Origin of the sequence: Rossellomorea arthrocnemi, from assembly GCF_904424705.1 — a bacterium.
Taxonomy (GTDB): Bacteria; Bacillota; Bacilli; order Bacillales; family Bacillaceae_B; genus Rossellomorea; species Rossellomorea arthrocnemi.
The window spans coordinates 1-18,745 of record NZ_CAJGBF010000028.1 but is presented as its reverse complement, the minus strand read 5'-3'; the positions used below and the strand labels follow the sequence as shown (position 1 = coordinate 18,745).

The following is an 18,745-nucleotide window of genomic DNA, read 5'->3' as shown; positions in this document are numbered from 1 at the left end:
AAGTCATCATAGTCGTATCCTTTGACCCGATTGGCGTCGGAATCGACAACATTGGTGACGCTTCCTCTCAGATCGTAGTGATAGAAGAAGTATTGATTTTCATAGTTTCAGTCAAATCGCTTGGATGCGACGATTTCTCCATCGGGGTTCAGGACATTTTCTGTGATCTTTCGATTGTTTTCATCGGCAGTGTACAGAAGGGCGTGTTCATCGTATACATAATTGGTGATGGTACCGTCTGTGTCCCGGCGGATCCGCTGTCCGTCCCCATTATGCCAGTTCTTCACTCTGGACGTGTCTTTTCCAGGGGTCAGGGTTTCCACTTGAGCTAATTGGTTGGCGTCATCGTACGTATAATTCGTCGTCACATCTTTCAAGACGCCGACTATTTGCTTTTTCATGACTTCTTTTTGTTTTTTTCCACGCTGATCGTATACGTACGAGGCGTGAGATAAACCGTTCTTTTTCGGGTTTTCCAGCTGATTAAACTGATTGTAGGAATAGTCGAAGGTGTCTTTCCCTTCAATCATCGACTTTCGGTTTCCAACTTCATCGTACGTATATTTCGTACTATTGGATGCTTGTTTTGACTCTTTTAATTGCCCCGCTTCGTTGTATTGATACGTCTTTTCAATGGTTTTCTCCTGATCACCGATGTGTATAGGACTTCTCAGTCTTCATATACCCCCGTTGATCATAATCCATTTCATATTCTTCAAGCTTGGTTTCGCCGTCTTTTGTATATTGGATCGCCGCGGTTTTTCCGATGGAGTTATAGTCATAATCCACTTTGACAAAAGAGGATCCACCTGTATCAAATTGTAAATAGTTATTCGTATAATCTACTTGTCCTGCTTGGTTGTAGGTGAAATCCTGGGCTTTCTTCCCTTCTACCAGTATGGACTCCAGCCGATCGTATTCATCATACTTATATTCTATATCTTTTTGCTGATCCCCTTCTTCCGTCGGATAGGAGATGTGTTTGACATTGTCACTCTGATCATACTGATAAGCGATTTTCAGACCATTCTGAACTTCTTCTTTTAATCGGTCTTTTTTGTCGTACGCATAGGAAAATGTCGTGGTCGTGCCGTTCTTGGAGTCGACCATGAGTTCCCGATTCCCGTTCTAATCGAACTCAAACCGAGTCCAGTGGTTCGTTCCATATGTTATTTTCTTCATCAGATTGCGTTCATCGTATTCCTGGATGACTGTGGAACCGTCATTGTGTATCGTTTTGGTCAGATTGCCATTCAGGTCATATTCAAATGACTGCTGCATTTTTACAGTGGCTGCTGTATTCCCTTCATCGATTAACATCTTTAGGTTTTAACGGTGAATCCCCATTCTGTGAGGCTTCCAAAATGGAATACGTGACAGAGTGGCCATCGATGCTAAAGGTCGCATACCGTCCATTCTTCATTTTCTTCCGGAAAGCAGAATGAAGATTGGCATTCTCGGTCTCTACCTCATTTTTATCCGAGGGATCATTGACAAGATCCGTTGAAATTTCTTCATACGATCCATCCTCCCCCTCTTTTTTATGAATAGATTCAAAATAAACCTGTTCCGTAATCTTATTATCCCCAGCATAAAACACTTTTGAGTTTTCTGTACGTTCTTCAACGATCTCTTCACCGGGCTTTGGACCCCTTAAGCTGAGAATCGTTGATGGCGTCGGTTTTTTTATACTTTTTCCCTTCTGCCAAAGGTGTGACCTTCGTAATCTCTTTCTTTTGTGAGGAACGGTTATACTCCTCTGCAAAAACAGATAAAGGCATAGATGATAGGATCATCATGACTATGACCTGAATCACTAAAAGCGCTTTCATTTTTCTTTTCATCGTACTGGTTCTCCCTCCCATTTTTCAGAACAAAATAATTATACTTTGAAAAGACAACCTTGGTAACTATTTTTTGTATAAAATTCCAAATATTCAGGATAATAGATTTACAAAAAAGAAAAATATATTGTCTATGTAACTAAATTTAAATGATTACCATGACGAATTACTTACTCAGCGCAAAGAAGCACGGGATGACCCGTGCTTCTTTGATATATTATCCTAACAGATCCGGTTTGGAACTTTCCTGTTACTTGCCCGCCCCTACTTCATAACCACATCACCATTTCTTCTCTTTTCCACCTTAACTTGACATCCTAAATTCTAAGATGGACCAATGAACCCCTTCTTTGGGCTCGAATTCTCAGGTTGGGACACAGTACCTCGTCCCCCACCCCACACCATTTCCCCACCGACAAAGGTTGCTCGAACGTCCCATTTATCATCAATCAACACAATATTTGCCTTTTTCCCAATCTCTAAACTGCCAACCTCGTGATCAATTTTAAGCAGCTTTGCCTGGTTTAGACTAACCATGGGTAAAATCCCCTCAAGGGGAAGTTTCAATACTTCTTTCATATTTTTCAGGCAGTCCAGTAAATTGGTTGTACTTCCTGCCAGGGAGTTGGTCTCCACGGTCCTCGCAATCCGATCTTTGACCTTCACATCCAGTATACCGAGGGTGTAATGGCCGTCCGGCAAGTCGGCTGCAGCCATAGAATCGCTGATTAAAAGGATTTTATCGCTTCCTTTTGTTTTATATAATAGTTTGATGGCACCTGGGTGGAGGTGATGGAGGTCGGCGATGCATTCACAAAAGCAGTCATCATTGGTCAGGACGGCCCCGACGCATCCCGGATCGCGGTGCTTGAATCCTCTCATTCCGTTAAACGTATGGACCGCGATTCTTGCCCCATGGGAGACAGCAAGGTTCGTAGTTTCATAATCCGCGTTGGTATGCCCCATTGAAACGTGGATTCCTTTGCCCATGAGATAATCGATGACCTCCATGGCATGTTCTTTTTCAGGAGCTATCGTCAGGACTTTTATGGTGTTATCCGAAGCATTGATCAACCCTTCCATCTCTTCGATTGAAAGCTCTCGCATATAATCGACGGGATGGGCTCCTTTATGGTCGGGTGTAATGTAGGGACCTTCCACATAGGAGCCAAGGATTTCGGCTCCAGTTGTTTGACCTATCGCTGTACTTACTGCTCCTACCGCCTTCTGGATGCTTTCCAGATCATGGGTGAGTGTAGTCGGCAGGAATCCTGTTACTCCGTATTTCACTAGTGAGTTAGACATCTCCTGTAAAGAAAGGACACTCCCATCCATGGTGTCATGTCCTGCTATTCCATGGATATGCAGATCTATCATGCCAGGTATGGCGGCACATCCGGGGAAATCAATGATGTCACATGGTGGAGTTTCATCCGATACGCCGGAAATATACCCATCCTCCAAGAGCAGATACCCATTTTCAACGATTCCTTCTGGTGTATATATATAGTCAGCCTTCAAGGCTTTCATTATCCTCATCTCCTTTTATTAAAATAAACAGAACAAGCAACACCAACATGGGTGCTGCTCCTTACACTGATTCTTTCATGCTCATCCGGCTTAAAGCTAAGTAACATGCTCCGTATAATCCTGCGTCATTTCCTAAAGAGGAGGCAATGACCGTACCCTCATTCCCATATACATCCATTACTTCATTCCTTAATTGTATATTGATATCTTGAATAAAAGGACCCTCACCTTCCGTGATACCGCCTCCAATGATGATCTTTTCCGGGTTGAGAAGATGAATGACATTCGTTAATCCCATACTAATATAATGAATAAACCGTTCATATACTTCCATAGCAACTGGATTTCTCTGCTTGACAAGCTCCATAATTGTTTCGCCGGAAACATTTTCAACTGCCACTCCTTTTTGCAAGGCTTCCTCCGTATAGTCTTGAACAAAAGCAGAAGTGGCCGCATAACGTTCAAAGCAGCCTTTTCTGCCGCAGCTGCACGGCTTCCCACCTGCAACAATGACGGTATGACCCAGTTCACCGGCGAGTCCCGAAGAGCCATTGACAATCTTTCCATCCATTACAATGCTGCAGCCGATTCCAGTTCCCAGTGTTAAAAAGACGGCATTTCTCTTATCCTTGACAGCACCTTGCCATATCTCGCCAAGGCACGCACTTTTCACATCGTTTTCAACTGATACCGGTAATTGAGTCAAGGAAAACATTCTTTCTCCCAGATTCATTCCACTATAACCCTGAATATTATTTGAGAAAAGTATCCTTCCCTTCTCACGATCCACCAAACCGCAGGAAGAAATGCCTATGGCAGTGAGGTGGAAATCATGCTGAAGTGATTTGACTTTGTTATTTAATACGTCAGGGATCTCATGGCTTGTGGGGGTTGCCATTTTACTTTTAAAGAGAAGGTGACCCTTTGGATTAAAAACGCCATACTTAATAAACGTTCCTCCTATGTCAAAACAAACGATATGACTCATCTTCCATCCCCCCCTATCATTCAACTACATCTATTTCCTTCACGAATCGTCGAATGTCCAACAGGTTAACCTCTCCCGTATTTTCCACTATGGCGTTTGATATCCCACAAGCACAAGCCCATTTCAAGACTTCTTCAATCGGGAATCCATGGGAATACGCATAGGTAAACCCGGCGAGCATGCTATCTCCGGAACCAACGGGATTCACTGCTTTTATTTTAGGAATCTTTGCTCTCAGAATTCGATTATCACTAACTAAAAAGGCCCCTTCTTCCCCAAGAGAAAGAAGCACATAGTGTATTCCTTTATGACAAATAGTTTGGGCATGTCGTAACATATCATCGGTAGAGTCTAATTTTCCACTTATCAATCTAGTAAATTCTTCTTTATTCGGCTTAATTAAAAAAGGTTTTCCTGCGATACCTTCGATAAGTCCCGGTCCGCTGGTATCCAATAGCAAGCGAGTCCCTTTTTGATTCGCTTGCTTTGAAAGCTCACTGTAAAAGCCAGTTGGGACTCCTTCTGGCAAACTTCCGGAAACGACAACAAAATCTACTTTATCCAGAATCGAGGAGAATGTTCGATCAAAGCTTTCTAATTCATTTCTTGAAATAAAGGGACCCGTTTCCAGAATCTCTGTCTGACCTTCCTTTGATAAAATGGCCAGACACGTTCTGGTCTCTCCTTTAATGGGTACAAATGAATTGTGTACTTTCAAATGAGATAATTCGTTTTCAATCCATTCCCCGCTCTTTCCTCCCAGGAACCCTGTACAAGTAACCTTCTGCCCCAATAGGGATAGAACCCGGCTGACGTTAAGACCTTTACCGCCTGCAGATTTGTCAATGGTAGAAACCCGATTGACCTCACCCATTTGAAACTGGGAAAGTGTATATCTAACGTCTATCGCAGGATTTAAAGTGACCGTCGCAATCATGGGACTAGCCACGATTAAAGCTGCCGCACAGCTTGATTTTGTCTGCTACAACCTTTTTCATCCCAGCAACCGCATCCGTGAAATAATAGCGGGGATCATTGGCGTCCGGGTTTGTATTCAGATAGCTGCGAAGCCCTTTCACAAACGCCATCTTCAGCTCCGTCGCCACATTCACCTTGCAAATGCCCCTCTCAATGGTCTTGCGGACAAGCTCATCGGGCAATCCTGATGCCCCATGGAGAACAAGGGGGATATCGACTTCCTGTTGGATCGCCGACAACCGGTCGATATCGAGCTTAGGTTCACCTTTATAAAGCCCATGAGCGGTCCCGATCGCTACAGCCAGAGAATCAATGCCGGTTCTCGCTACAAACTCCTTTGCCTGTTTGGGGTTGGTATAGATCTGATCCTTTTCGTCCACTTCCATATCATCTTCCATTCCACTTAGTCGGCCAAGCTCGGCTTCAACCGTCACACCGAACGGGGCAGCATACTCTACAATTCCCCTGACAATCCTGATATTCTCGTCGAACGAATAATGGGAGGCATCGATCATGACAGATGGAACACCCATATGAATGAGGTTCTCGATATCATTCAGGTTTTCATGATGATCAAGGTGAAAGCAAACCGGAATATCATAGCTTTTTCTTGCCGCTTCCATCATCTTGACCAGGAATTCTTTGCCCATATATCGGACTGTACCGGGCGTAGCCGCGATCATGACGGGTGAACGGAGGTCCCGTGCCGTTTCCAGAACTGCTTTGAGCGTTTCTAGATTGTGAATATTGAAGGCAGGCACAGCGTAGCCTTTTGACTGTGCATCCACGAGAATCCTACTTCTTGAAACAATCATACCCTTTCTCCTCCATTCCGATAAGGATAGATCGTGACACCTTTTACGACCCTGTTGACGAGCCCTGAGGGAGATGGATTATCGGGGGAAAGTCCCAGATGCATGGATTTCCAAAGGGCAAACTGCTGGGCATACATGACATATGGAAACGCAAGGAATATATCCTCTTGAACCGTCTCCAAGCCGGTACTCAAGAACAGGTCACTGTAGCGTTCAGCGACATTATCCTGATAAGAGGAAATCGCCACCACCTTTCCCCGCTTTTGTTCATGGTACAGCTCCTTCAATATGTCTAAATCATATTTTCTCGTGTGCGGATGACAGGATAAGAAAACGAAGACAATTGTTTCTTCGTCTAAGATCGATTTCGGGCCGTGACGGAATCCCAGTGGAGAATCAAAAAATGCCGGAATCAAACCTCCCGTTAATTCCAACAGTTTTAATGATGACTCCCTTGCAAGCCCTTGGAATGCGCCTGATCCTAAATATACAACCTTCGAAAAAATGGAGGAAGCAAGCGCTTCTAACTCTGTCTTTCCGGTGTCAATAATCTTTTCACCTGCCGAAGCTAATTCCTTCACAGTCTCCTCTAGAGTGTGAATGTGCTCTGGTTGGAAAAGGAGCAGAATCGAAAGTAACATGGTCGTAAAGCTGCTCGTCATCGCAAACCCTTGATCATTTGCTTCCTTCGGCATGTAGAAGACAAGGTGATCCGGATCCCCCTTCTGCTTCTCAGCCAGTAAGCCATCACGATTACACGTAAGAGCGATTCCGTAAAAATCATCAATGATTTGCTCTCCCAGCTCAACCGCACCAACGCTTTCAGGGCTGTTACCGGAACGGGCAAATGAAATCATCAAGGTTGGAAAATCCTTGTCTAAATACTCATATGGATTGGAGACAATATCGGTAGTGGCGATGCTTTCTACCGTCCATTTCTTATTCTTAACCAGTTCCTTTATGGAAGTAAGAACGGTTTCCCCGACAAAAGCAGATGTTCCCGCCCCTGTCAAAATTACTCGAAGATGAGGATGTCTTTCTCCCAATCTCTTAAAAAAAGTCATCAGTGTATCTCTGTGTCCAAGCAAGATTTCAACGGTTTCTTTCCAAAGTCTTGGTTGTTGAGCTATTTCTCTTGTTGTATGGATGGCACCGGGATCATTTGGTTCCCATTTGTTTGATTGTATAAGTTCCATACCCATTCCTCCAAAACTGTTAATGTCATCATTACCAGTTGAATTGAAGTAGATACTCGAAAGCACCTACTTCAATTCAACTGTGTACGTAAATTTATCTCCCCTTGCGATGGAGATGGTATATTCAATGACGTCTTGTTCCTCATACGTAATACGCTCCAGTCGGAGACACGGTGAGTTTTCTTCAATGGTCAGCATACCGGCTGCCTGTTTTTCGGCGCTGACAGCATTGAAGCTTTCCAGTGCTCTTGTAATCTTCACATCGTATCGGGACCGAAAGATTTCATACATTGGCATATATTCCAATTGTTCCTTCGTGAGATTGGTAAAACGCCCCACCGGAACATAAGAGGTTTCAAAAATCATCGGTTCTTCGTCAGCAAGTCTCAGTCTCGTGATTTTGAATACTTCTTCTTCCACCGGCAGTTTCATAGATTTCGAAATCGTGCTGTCACAAAGTACTTTTTCAAACGAAACGACCTGTGTGGAAGGATGTTTCCCGATTTTTTTCATTTCTTCTGTGAAGCTGTAGAACTCAACAAGGCTCTGCTTATAGGTCTTCGGGGAAACATAGGATCCCTTGCCGTGAACCTTATAGATGTAGCCGCCCTTTTCAAGTTCCTGCATTGTTTGCCTAACCGTCGTCCGGCTCACTTTGTATGTTTCACACAGCTCTCGTTCAGAGGGTAACTGCTCCTGCTCCGCAAGTTCACCCTTTTCGATTTTTTCGAGAAGGATATCCATCAGCTGGTAATATAACGGTAAGCGATTATCTTTTTCTATCATGTTAAACTCCTTTAGTGGTATCTTTGTCATAACCATTTGTATACTCATTATACATAAAATTGCGACAATTATCACTTGAGGCCATGATAGAAGTTTTGATTAAGCATTTTCTTTTACCTTTTCTAATTCTTCAATATATTTTTTTAATTCAATAGTCGCACCTGACAGTCTCGATTTCTCCGCTGCGAAGGCAATCAAGTGACTTTGAGAAGACACTCTGGCAGATGTTAATGTCCCTTTATCCTTAGTGCGGACCCGGTTGATAAAATCTTGCATGATACTCGTATCGGCACCCATGTGACCACCATCTACAGTTGGAGGATAGATCACTTCCTTCTTCCCTGCAAAATGCTTGATGAGTAATTCATTATCTGCGTCATGACCTGTAATTTCCCCTTTTGTTCCCATGATCTTGAAGTTACGATACGTTTCCTTCGTAAAGGCAGTCATCGTGAAAGAAACCGTCACATCACCGTCAAATAATAAATTGACGACTTGATGGTCCACCACATCATTGTCACACCGGTAAACGCAGCGGCCATAAGGACCTTCCTGGATTGCCTTCAAGCGGCTTTCGATACTGGGATTCGCTGACACAACATTCGCTGGCCACACATCCCGATCATGAAGATACCACTTTGCTGCGGAATACGGGCATTCTTTCTCCACCTTACATCCATCCAGACAGCGGTGGGTCGATCCCTCAGGAGCGTTCTCCTCTTTAAAATAGGTAAGACTTCCATAAGACGAAACGCTCTTACATTCCGTTCCAATCAACCAGGCGAGCATATCCATATCATGACAGCTCTTCTGAAGAATCATCGGACTTGATTCCTTTGCATTTCGCCAGTTTCCACGGACAAAGCTGTGTGCTTGATGGAAATAGCCGACATTCTCATTCCATTGGACCGAGACAATATCCCCGATCACCTTCCGATCAATCACTTCTTTCAGAGACTGATAGAAGGGAGCATATCTCATTACATGACATACACTGAGGAGCGTGTTATGCTTCTCAGCCGCTTCTGCGATGGCCATCGTTTCAATGGGGCTTGGTGACATCGGTTTCTCCAGTAGAATACTATATCCCCTTTCAATGGCACGCATGACAGGTTTATAATGATCCCGGTCCGGGCTGCATATAAGCAGGGCTTCACATACCCTCTCTCGTTCCAACAGATCAGGCCAGTCTTCAAATACCATATTCTCCGGGATTCCATGTGCTTCAGCAAATTTCTCCCGCTTTTCTTTATCCGGTTCTGCTACCGCGATAAACTCGATTTCGTGAGGGTATTGGAGTGCATAGGACCCATACGCATAGAAACCCCTGCTTCCAGCCCCTATTAGTGCTGCTTTCATTGTCATTCCTCCTTAGTTGCCTACCAACTTATTTTCCACCGGTAATCGCAATTCCTTCTATAAATTGCTTCTGTAATATGATAAATAGGGCGAGCATCGGTAACACCGCCAAGAATGAGCCTGCCATCAAGATCGGATAGTTGGTGCCATACTGCCCTTGTAATGAAGATAGTCCCACTGCCAAGGTCATGGCATCCGGTGAACTATTCACAATCATCGGCCACATCAGTTCATTCCAGGACCAAAGAATCGTGAAAATCCCCAGTGCAATCAATCCTGGCTTGGCGAGTGGTAGCATGATGCGCCAATAGATTTGAAAATGATTGCATCCATCCAGTCTCGCGGCCTCCTCCAATTCCTTCGGCAATCCCATGAAGAATTGTCGTAACAGAAAGGTTCCAAAGGCACTGAATAACCCGGGAACTACAACCGCTTGCAATGTGTTGAGCCACCCCAGCTTCACCATGATCATATACTGAGGAAGCAGGAACACCTGGCCAGGGACCATCAGGACAGATAACGCCAGCACAAACAGAAGATTCCTTCCAGGAAACACAATCCGTGCAAAGGCATAGGCAGCAAGGGAACAAAGAAATAACTGCCCCGCCGTTCGAAGTACTGTAATAATCAACGTATTCAACATAAACTTAAAGAAGGGAAGAAGGGTGAAAACCTCTTGGTAGTTCTTCCACTGAAAGTCTTCCGGTATTATCACAGGTGGAACCTGTATGGACTCTGCATAGGTTTTCAGCGACGTCAAAATCATCCAAATGAACGGAAATAACATCACAATCGAGCCCATGATCAGGATGAAATGGATGAGAAAAGACTTACTCCTTACAAACTGCATCGTTTTCTGCATAGGTCATTCCCTCCTCAATCATAATGGACCCACTTCTTTTGCAGGGCCATCTGAATTACGGTGATGATGAGAATCACCACAAGTAATAAAACCGCAATCGCTGCTGCATATCCTTTGTCATTTAATACAAAGGCATGCTGATAGAACAAATACACAATGGATTGAGTATTTTCCAAAGCTGTACTACTTTTACTGATCATCATGAAAATCAGGTCGAAAAATTGAAAAGCTCCGATCAACGACATAATCGACACAAAGAAGATCACCGGTGAAAGAAGGGGTAGCGTGATCTTAAAGAACATCGTGACTGGACCTGCTCCGTCCATTTCGGCTGCTTCATAATACGTTTTCGGTATCCCCTGTAAACCTGATAAAAAAATGACCATGTTGTACCCAATCCCACTCCAAATCGCCACGGCGATAATGGAATATAACGCGATGTTGGGATTCGTCAACCACTGGGGACCCTCAATCCCAATGAAGGACAGAAGATAATTCAACAACCCGAAATCAGAATTGTATAACCATTTCCACACCATGGCGATTGCTGCGGGCATGGTAATGACGGGAAGGAAGTACAAAGTACGATAGACTGTTGTCCCTTTGATTTTTTGATTCAACAAAACAGCAATAAGAATAGATAGAAAGATTCCAACCGGTACAGTACACAGAATATAGATCCCCGTATTCTTGAAAGACTGCAGAAGATTCACATCCGAAAGCATCCTTGTATAATTCTTAAGCCCGATCCACTCGTATGTTCCAAATGCCCCCCATTCGGTAAAACTGAAATAAAAGGTTTGAACCATCGGCCATAGGTAGAAAACGAAGAGTCCGAGCATTGTAGGAGCAATCATGACGTAAGCCCAAAAATAATCAGAACGTTTCTTTGTATTTGCATACGAAAGCACATGTAGCTTCCGTTTGGTTTCAACCTGTAGAGGAAGCGGTTCCATTTTTATTCTCCTCCTTTGTTATAAAGTGAAGAGAAGATTCCCCTCTTCACTTCATCCCTTTCCTACTCTTTCAGCTCTTTATTTGCTTTCTCAGCAAGCTCTTTTACCACTTTCTCCACACTCTCTTCACCAGCCCAGGACTTCTTAAGAATATCCGTTTCATACTGCCAGATAGCCCCTGTGTTCTTTACACTTGGAAGTGGATGTGAATACTCCGCTCCATCTATATACGCTTGAAGATTCAAATCCGGCACAGAATTCAACCAGGCATCTTGAGTACCGTTAAAGGCAGGTATGACCGTACCGGAATCGGCAAACACTTCAGCTGCCTCTTTCGAACCAAGGAACTTCACAAATTCCCACGCAGCTTCTTTATGCTTGGTATTGGCTGCGATGACATTGGACAAACCATGAATTGAAACAGCCCTTTGCTTTCCTTTTGGCAGAACCGCTACATCCAAATCAGGATTCTTCTTATATTCCGGTACCATCCAAGGACCATCGAACATCATGGCGATCTTTCCGGATGAGAACAGATCTGATGCTGCTGTTTCATTCATCTGAGCTTGAGTAGGGGAGAACCCCTCTTCGATGAAGCTAATATTGTATTTCAATGCTTCGATCGCTTCAGGGTGATCAAATCCTACAGACTTCCCATCTTCTGAAATGATGTGCCCCCCGTTCTGCCAAATCAAATCGTAGTAACCGCCTTGATTCCCCATCACTGCAGCAAAACCCCATACCCCGTTATCCTTGTTCGTCAGTTTCTTTGCCGCTTCCTTTAACATGTCCCAGTCCCATGTGTCATCAGGATAAGGGACTCCAGCTTCGTCGAAAATTTTCTTGTTATACCATAATCCCGTCGTATCATAATCCTTTGGTATTCCATATACATCACCCTTGACCGTATACAAATCAATGAGCGACTCAGGGTAATTATCCAGACTGTAATCATCTTTCTCAGCAAGGTCGCTCAGTGGCAGAAGAACTTTCCCTTCCGCATATTGAACAATGTGAGGACCATTCATCCATAATACATCAGGCAATGCCCCCCCGGTAGCGGCAGTTTCAAGCTTCTGAAAATACTGCCCGTACGGGATCAGCTCCGTCTTTACCTTAATGTCCGGATGCTCTTCATTAAACTGTTTAATGACCTCCTCAATCGCAGGTACTTGCTTCTTATCCCAAAATCCATAACTAATTTCGACCTTTCCATCCTTTGTTTCCCCTGAAGAGCTGGCACTGCACCCTGCCAGTAATCCGAACACACCAAGCACGAACGATAGTAAAACCATAAGTCCCTTTCTCATCACGTTTCCCCCTCTTTCTTCAAGTGATATTCGTGTACATCTACCCACCTTAGTAATTGTCATGATGTTATTACCAGTCAAAGTATTAGGCGGCGTATGACCTGGTAAGAAACCAATGATGCTCCGTTTTAGTAATGATGTCATTACCAGTTAAACAAAGTATATCACCTTCTTTCCATAAGATGAATATTATTATTGAAATTTTCTAATAATAATATCGACAGAATTCTACAAAAAATGTTTTTCATTAATCTCCCAATTACCCCAATAATATTTTCATCGAATGACAACGAAACACCGTTCAAAGACTTTCATTCACAACCTTTCTATGATTCAATCATCTAGAAGCTGCTTTCACTTCAAAACACATCCCCTAAGTAAGTTGAATAATAATAGATTCTACTATTCATAGCCCCGCTTACTTATCGATTAATACACCGCCCCATGAAGGAGGTCAGAAATTGCTCAGTACATTCATACATTCCGTTGGAAATTTTCTATTCATTTATCCTTTGTTCATGAGCCTCATTTGGATCATATCGGGTCTACTCTTTTATATAAGACGTGAAAGAAAACCAATGGACATACAAGACAACCTCGAGGAGCTTCCATTCGTCTCCATTCTCTTGCCTTGTTACAATGAAGCGTCTCATATTGAGAAGACAGTTAAGGAATTAAATGAAATCAACTATATACATTATGAAATAATCGTGATCAACGATGGCAGCTCTGATCAAACACAAGACATTCTATCCGTCTTGGCCCGCTCGATTGATCGGCTAAAAGTAATCAACATTCTGGAAAACAAAGGAAAGGCAAATGCCTTATACTTTGGAACCATTGCTTCGAAAGGTGAAATTGTTGTGACGATGGACAGCGATGCCATACTGGATAAAAATGCGTTACTTTATATGATCCCTCATTTCACAACTCCCAGAAATAGTGAACGTGTAGGAGCAGTCACCGGGAATCCCCGTGTTCGTAACAGGCAAACCTTATTGGGAAAGATTCAGGTAGTGGAATACTCTTCCATTATCGGCTTAATTAAACGCTCCCAGAGGATTTTAGGAAAGATGATGACCGTTTCAGGGGTTTTCGTTGCCTTTCGGAAGAAAGCCCTTCTTGATGTCGATTTTTGGGACAAGGATTTAATCACGGATGATATTGGCATCACCTGGAAACTTCAGAAGCGGTTCTGGGATGTACGGTACGAACCAAGAGCATTATGCTGGATGCTGGTTCCTGAAACGATAAAAGGATTAGTAAATCAGAGGATCAGATGGGCACAAGGTGGTATAGAAGTACTTATAAGACATAGGACCATCTTTAAGGATTTCAGACAAAGAAGGTTATATCCGGTTTATATCGAACAGACTCTAAGCATCTTGTGGTCTATATCTTGGATGTGCTATCTTGTTTATCTACTATTCTTTGGAATTCCTTCTACTATACTGCTATACGGTGCCTATATTGCCTTCATTTCGTTAATTCAATTAACGGTCGCTTTATTCATTGATAGACAATACGAAGAGAAACTAGTCCAATACGTTTGGTGGGCAGGGTGGTATCCGATGGTTTACTGGATGGTAAGTATATTCGCACTGGTTCCAGCCATCCCGAAAGCCTTTAAAATACTCACATCAAATAAAACGGAATATGCCATTTGGGAAAGTCCTGATAGAGGGAGACAGACATGATCATCGAAAGAACACAGAAGAAAAAGCGAGTGATCGCCCATGTCATCAGTGGACTGATGTGGTTAGTCATCGTACTTTTAACTGGAGTCCTTTTCACACCAACATTTGACTTCATCACATCAATCAATCATATTGCCTTTTTACAATTTGTCCTCCCATTGACTGTCGTGTTTATCACGTTCATTCTGATCCTGGCATACGGTTGGAGCTTCTATAATAAGAAGCGTTTCGGCAAGCTAAACAGGCGTACGATGCCCGATGAGGTAACATTGGAAGACCTCGAAAAAGCAATTCCCGAAAGGAATGACACCCTCACGGAACTTCAATCGAAGAAATGGACGAATATTGGGTAAAAAAAAGGGATACACGCAGAACCGTGTGTCCCTTAAATGTGAGGCATTCTTTCTAATTACAAAGGATGCCTGCCCACCCTTCCCCGAAATATTCTCTTCCATGCAAAGTGTTGATTACTTCTCCTAACCAGCTATTAAACACTCGTTTAGCTTTCTTAAAACCATGGTTCCAACGTTTAATTCGTTTTATCAAACGTTTGTTTAAAAAGCACCTTGATCTCATCTACTCAGCCAGTACCCCTGCAGCTTTCACTCTAATTCTTGTCGCGTTCCCTGGTAAGTATGCGAGGGGGACATCTTCCAGATCGACAATCTCAACCTCGTTGGAATCTGCTCCTGCACTCACCGCTTCCTTGATAGCCATATTCTTCGCCAATTCCAAGGTTTGTTCTCTTCCTAATTCATCTAATGCAAAAACCCGTTCAATTTGCCCACTTACTTGAGAAATCGCAGAACCAATTGCGTTTGCAACACCGAAATGATTTGGTCGATGGACTGTCGATGCACCCTTTAATTGTTCAGGAAGTAATACACTTCCACCGCCAACTAATATGACAGGAATAGGATCTGCACTGGTTTTCATCCGGTCGATGGCTTCTTCCACTTTTTCAACTATTTGATTAAAAGCTTTTTCTATTATATTTTCATCCAGGTCTTTTAATTTACTGGAATCCCCAATATCAGCCATTCCTTTGGCTACCACAATATCTGTTGTGGTTAGCGTATCTCCGCCAAAAACGTATGCCTCTTGTTGGAGACGGTATCCAACACTATCTGGCCCAAGTAATACGTTACCATCTTCTTGCACTCTCACAATTGTTCCTCCACCAATACCTACAGAAGTAATATCCGGCATTCTAAAGTTTGTCCGCACCCCCCCAATATCTACAGCTAATGAAGATTGTCTAGGAAAAGAATTAACAAGTACCCCGATATCCGTAGTAGTCCCTCCAACATCTATAACAAGGGCCTCAGATTGATTGGTTAAATAAGAAGCACCTCGAATACTATTAGTTGGTCCGCAAGCAATCGTTAAAATAGGGTATTTCACCGTATATTCAACTGACATAAGTGTTCCATCATTTTGGCCAAAGAATACCTTTGCATGGACTCCTTCTTCTTTCAAAGCATTAACAAATCCATTTGCTGTGCTGCGCGCCACATTCACCACGGCAGCATTTAGAATCGTCGCATTTTCACGTTCAAGTAATCCAACGTTGCCGATTTCACTTGATAAAGAAATAGCGACCTCGTCACCAAGTACTTCAGTAAAAATTTGTTGAGCTTCATGCTCATGATTTGTTGAAACTGGAGAAAAAACAGAAGTGATTGCAATTGAATCAACATTACCCTTAAGTTCATTAGCAATCTCCAATAAATGTTCCCTATCTAATTCTGTAATTTCCCGCCCATCATACTCATTACCACCTCGGACAATGTAAACATATTTTCCAAGGATCGATCTTAAATCCTCCGGTACACCGACAAGTGGTTTTATTCCTAAAGTAGCCGGGGCACCAATCCGGATCACCGCCACTTTATTCAACCTTTTACGCTCTACAATTGCGTTTGTACAATGAGTAGTGCCTAACATCGCATACTTAATTTGTTCTTTAGGTACATTGGCCATAGCAATAATCTTTTTAATAGCATTATAAATACCGGTACTGACATCTTCAGTTGTCGGTTCTTTGGTTTCTGAAACAACCTGATAACGCTCGTCTAATATGACAGCATCCGTATGCGTTCCCCCTACATCTATTCCAATGCGATAGTTAACCAATTATTTTCTCCCCCTTTGCTATTAATTCTTCCACTGGTGTATAGTTCACGTTGTACCCGAAGTAACCGGGACCTACATTAGAAATACCTTTATCTGTTCGCCATTTTGGATCACACGGCATACCAATGACAATACAACGTGCTCCATACCTTAATCCCTCAGTTGTGATCGGCATCCCAGTCTCTGCATCAAGCACGGCTATTAAGTCAGGGGTGACACATAATAATCGATCCTTTGTCCTTGCAATTAAATGCTCATTTTGAAAATTCAACTCCAGTTCTTCGTTTTTATTATCATGTATCCCCTCCATAATAGCTGTTCCTCTAGCAAAGCCTGTCTCTGTTTTACGATTGATATCTTTTACTTTCCCACTAAATAGCCGATAGCCATTTGTTATTTTCAACACTTCATCGATGGGGTCATAGTTACTTTCTTTCGCTTCACGAATGCTGCGTCCGATTTCTTCTTCTAGACTTAAAGTATTTCGAATGGCCGAACGTTTCATTTCTTTTCCCTTCATTGGGTATATGGCCAACATGACTGATCCCCCCATTTCTATGGTGGCACCACGAGCCAGCCTTTCAGCCCAAACGCTGTTAATTGTGTTTAAGACCATTCCATTCCCTTTTTCATCTGATAACACCATTGGCGTTGCATCTAATCCATCTAAGTAAAAGGTCACCATTTGCAACTCTGGAAATGCTCGCCCCATACCATCCCCATCTACTACAGGGAGGCCTTGACGAGCCGCTAAAGCAAACGGCAGGAGAGAATTCACTCCTCCAGCTTCTATCGGCATGGTGGCATATATGTCTTTTCCCATATATTCCTGCAAAGTTTCAAATGCTGTAACAGCCTCTTCCCCACTTGGAACTTTTTCTATCATGACTGTAGGAGCTCCCATCATTGCCGATGGTACAATTATTGCTTCGTCAGGCACTTCTTCAGGATCAAGTAATGTAATAGGTCCATATTCTTCTATTGCCTGCAGAGCCATCAATTTTCCAATGTAAGGGTCTCCCCCTCCCCCGGTTCCCAATAATGCCGCACCTACCGCGATATCTTCTATCTCTTGCTTTCCTAATAATCTCATGAGTTCTCCTCCAATTTCTTTTCCATACTTAAAGGCTCAGAAGCTCTTACTTGTATCACTTTTGATACAATACCTTGCAACAAAAGAGCTACTAGAAATGCGTCAAATCCCGAGGCACCAGTTATAACAAACAACCCAAATCCATTAGGTGCCGGTGTAGTCATGAATGCAACAAGGGATGCTACAATCCACACACACACACCGGGTATATGGACGGCCTTCATCTTCTCTAAATTTTCAAAACGATACTTGGATCCATTCATGAAATAATCCGCGACATATATTCCTCCAATAGGCGGGATAAGTGCACTTAAGAAAATTAGAAAAGGAATGAAGCTATCATATATGCCACCGACTGCCAATAGTGTCCCAATTGTTCCTGCAATGATTGTTAGAACAAATTTCGGAGTGTTTCTAAAAATAACCGAGAATCCTAATGCTGAAGAATACAAATTATTATCATTTGTGGTCCACTGAGCCAAAATGAGGATTAATAAAGCACCGGTCCCCCAACCAAGGCCTAACATTATCGCAATGATATCAACTTGAGATGTAGCTTTGGCAATCACAGCAGCAGCAATGAGTATGACACTGAATCCAATAAAAAAACCTACAAATGAGGAAATGACAGCATCTTTTGGCGACTTAGCATACCTTGAAATATCCGGGCCAATTATAGCACCAACAGCGAGGGATCCGATTATGAGTGAAACCGAAACTCCTACTGTTAATGGCTCCCCAAACAATTGGTTGGTCAATTGACCTTCAGCGGGATCACTTACAACTTTCACCAGGGAAGCCATCATTAAAATGGCTAATAATGGGACAGCCAGTAAGCTTAATTTTTCTATTGCTTTAAAACCGATCACGGCAGTGGTTGTCATCAATATTCCACCAATCACAACGAGCAGCTGCTTATTCAATTCAACCCCAAATGCGTCACTAATGATTTGCACCATACTCCCGCCGAATAAATCCAATTGAACTCCGAACCATCCAAATAGAGCAATTGCAATCACAATGGATACAGCATATGAACCATATCTGCCGAGGGCAAAAGTAGAAACCAAAGCAGTTGATAAATTGGTTTTTGCACCTACCAAGCTGCATAATGCACTTAGACACGCTAATAGAAATGTTCCTATAAACGTTGCAATAATAGCTTGTGGCATAGTCAGCCCACCCGCAATGGTCC

The 18,745-nt window shown here is 42.9% G+C and carries 20 protein-coding genes; 2 read left to right on the top strand and 18 right to left on the bottom strand.

The genetic code is table 11. The features are described from left to right. Positions 1-107 precede the first annotated feature (107 nt). From BAA9072_RS21820 to BAA9072_RS21750, 15 genes are all read right to left on the bottom strand, one after another. Positions 108-530: a hypothetical protein gene (locus tag BAA9072_RS21820; RefSeq protein WP_230980972.1), complete on the bottom strand. Its 423-nt coding sequence runs from the start codon at positions 528-530 to the stop codon at positions 108-110. A gap of 118 nt (positions 531-648) precedes the next feature. Then, positions 649-1,110 (bottom strand): hypothetical protein, encoded by a 462-nt coding sequence (locus BAA9072_RS21815; RefSeq protein ID WP_201716721.1) that lies wholly within the window; start codon positions 1,108-1,110, stop codon positions 649-651. A gap of 18 nt (positions 1,111-1,128) precedes the next feature. After that, positions 1,129-1,320 (bottom strand): RHS repeat domain-containing protein, encoded by a 192-nt coding sequence (locus BAA9072_RS21810; protein WP_201716720.1) that lies wholly within the window; start codon positions 1,318-1,320, stop codon positions 1,129-1,131. Next, positions 1,307-1,600, bottom strand: coding sequence for a hypothetical protein (locus BAA9072_RS21805; protein ID WP_201716719.1), 294 nt, complete (start codon positions 1,598-1,600; stop codon positions 1,307-1,309). Before BAA9072_RS21805 ends, BAA9072_RS21810 begins: the two co-directional genes overlap by 14 nt. A gap of 34 nt (positions 1,601-1,634) precedes the next feature. Then, positions 1,635-1,844: a hypothetical protein gene (locus tag BAA9072_RS21800; RefSeq protein WP_201716718.1), complete on the bottom strand. Its 210-nt coding sequence runs from the start codon at positions 1,842-1,844 to the stop codon at positions 1,635-1,637. A 324-nt stretch (positions 1,845-2,168) separates the two neighbouring features. Continuing rightward, complete coding sequence (gene nagA, locus BAA9072_RS21795) at positions 2,169-3,374, bottom strand: N-acetylglucosamine-6-phosphate deacetylase (RefSeq protein ID WP_201716717.1); 1,206 nt, start codon at positions 3,372-3,374, stop codon at positions 2,169-2,171. A gap of 61 nt (positions 3,375-3,435) precedes the next feature. Beyond that, positions 3,436-4,362 (bottom strand): ROK family protein, encoded by a 927-nt coding sequence (locus BAA9072_RS21790; RefSeq protein ID WP_201716716.1) that lies wholly within the window; start codon positions 4,360-4,362, stop codon positions 3,436-3,438. 16 nt (positions 4,363-4,378) lie between these two features. Then, positions 4,379-5,311 (bottom strand): 1-phosphofructokinase, encoded by a 933-nt coding sequence (gene pfkB / locus BAA9072_RS21785; protein ID WP_201716715.1) that lies wholly within the window; start codon positions 5,309-5,311, stop codon positions 4,379-4,381. Further along, on the bottom strand, positions 5,304-6,155 hold the full coding sequence (gatY, locus tag BAA9072_RS21780) for a tagatose-bisphosphate aldolase subunit GatY (protein WP_201716714.1): 852 nt from the start codon (positions 6,153-6,155) through the stop codon (positions 5,304-5,306). Before gatY ends, pfkB begins: the two co-directional genes overlap by 8 nt. After that, positions 6,152-7,351: an SIS domain-containing protein gene (locus BAA9072_RS21775; RefSeq protein ID WP_201716713.1), complete on the bottom strand. Its 1,200-nt coding sequence runs from the start codon at positions 7,349-7,351 to the stop codon at positions 6,152-6,154. Before BAA9072_RS21775 ends, gatY begins: the two co-directional genes overlap by 4 nt. A 66-nt stretch (positions 7,352-7,417) precedes the next feature. Continuing rightward, complete coding sequence (locus BAA9072_RS21770) at positions 7,418-8,137, bottom strand: GntR family transcriptional regulator (protein ID WP_201716712.1); 720 nt, start codon at positions 8,135-8,137, stop codon at positions 7,418-7,420. A gap of 99 nt (positions 8,138-8,236) precedes the next feature. Beyond that, complete coding sequence (locus BAA9072_RS21765; RefSeq protein WP_201716711.1) at positions 8,237-9,496, bottom strand: Gfo/Idh/MocA family protein; 1,260 nt, start codon at positions 9,494-9,496, stop codon at positions 8,237-8,239. Positions 9,497-9,524: 28 nt separating this feature from the next. Next, positions 9,525-10,358 (bottom strand): carbohydrate ABC transporter permease, encoded by an 834-nt coding sequence (locus BAA9072_RS21760; protein WP_201716710.1) that lies wholly within the window; start codon positions 10,356-10,358, stop codon positions 9,525-9,527. A 14-nt stretch (positions 10,359-10,372) separates the two neighbouring features. Continuing rightward, positions 10,373-11,314, bottom strand: coding sequence for a carbohydrate ABC transporter permease (locus BAA9072_RS21755; RefSeq protein WP_201716709.1), 942 nt, complete (start codon positions 11,312-11,314; stop codon positions 10,373-10,375). Positions 11,315-11,376: 62 nt separating this feature from the next. After that, on the bottom strand, positions 11,377-12,624 hold the full coding sequence (locus BAA9072_RS21750) for an ABC transporter substrate-binding protein (protein WP_201716708.1): 1,248 nt from the start codon (positions 12,622-12,624) through the stop codon (positions 11,377-11,379). A 461-nt stretch (positions 12,625-13,085) separates the two neighbouring features. On the opposite strand from BAA9072_RS21750, the gene pgaC reads away from it, so the two are divergent. Both pgaC and BAA9072_RS21740 read left to right on the top strand, forming a co-directional pair. Continuing rightward, positions 13,086-14,321, top strand: a complete 1,236-nt coding sequence (gene pgaC / locus BAA9072_RS21745; RefSeq protein ID WP_230980971.1) for a poly-beta-1,6-N-acetyl-D-glucosamine synthase — start codon at positions 13,086-13,088, stop codon at positions 14,319-14,321. Next, positions 14,318-14,674: a hypothetical protein gene (locus BAA9072_RS21740; protein ID WP_201716707.1), complete on the top strand. Its 357-nt coding sequence runs from the start codon at positions 14,318-14,320 to the stop codon at positions 14,672-14,674. Before pgaC ends, BAA9072_RS21740 begins: the two co-directional genes overlap by 4 nt. A 223-nt stretch (positions 14,675-14,897) precedes the next feature. Here the strand turns inward: BAA9072_RS21740 and BAA9072_RS21735 are convergent, their stop codons facing one another. From BAA9072_RS21735 to BAA9072_RS21725, 3 genes are all read right to left on the bottom strand, one after another. Continuing rightward, complete coding sequence (locus BAA9072_RS21735; RefSeq protein ID WP_201716706.1) at positions 14,898-16,457, bottom strand: hydantoinase/oxoprolinase family protein; 1,560 nt, start codon at positions 16,455-16,457, stop codon at positions 14,898-14,900. Further along, positions 16,450-17,550 carry a DUF917 domain-containing protein gene (locus BAA9072_RS21730; protein ID WP_201716705.1) on the bottom strand — a complete coding sequence of 367 codons (1,101 nt, stop codon included), beginning with the start codon at positions 17,548-17,550 and terminating at the stop codon, positions 16,450-16,452. The genes BAA9072_RS21735 and BAA9072_RS21730 overlap by 8 nt, the downstream gene beginning before the upstream one ends. Beyond that, on the bottom strand, positions 17,547-18,745 hold a 1,199-nt coding region (locus BAA9072_RS21725; RefSeq protein WP_201716704.1), incomplete at its 5' end, for a cytosine permease. The genes BAA9072_RS21725 and BAA9072_RS21730, both read right to left, overlap by 4 nt.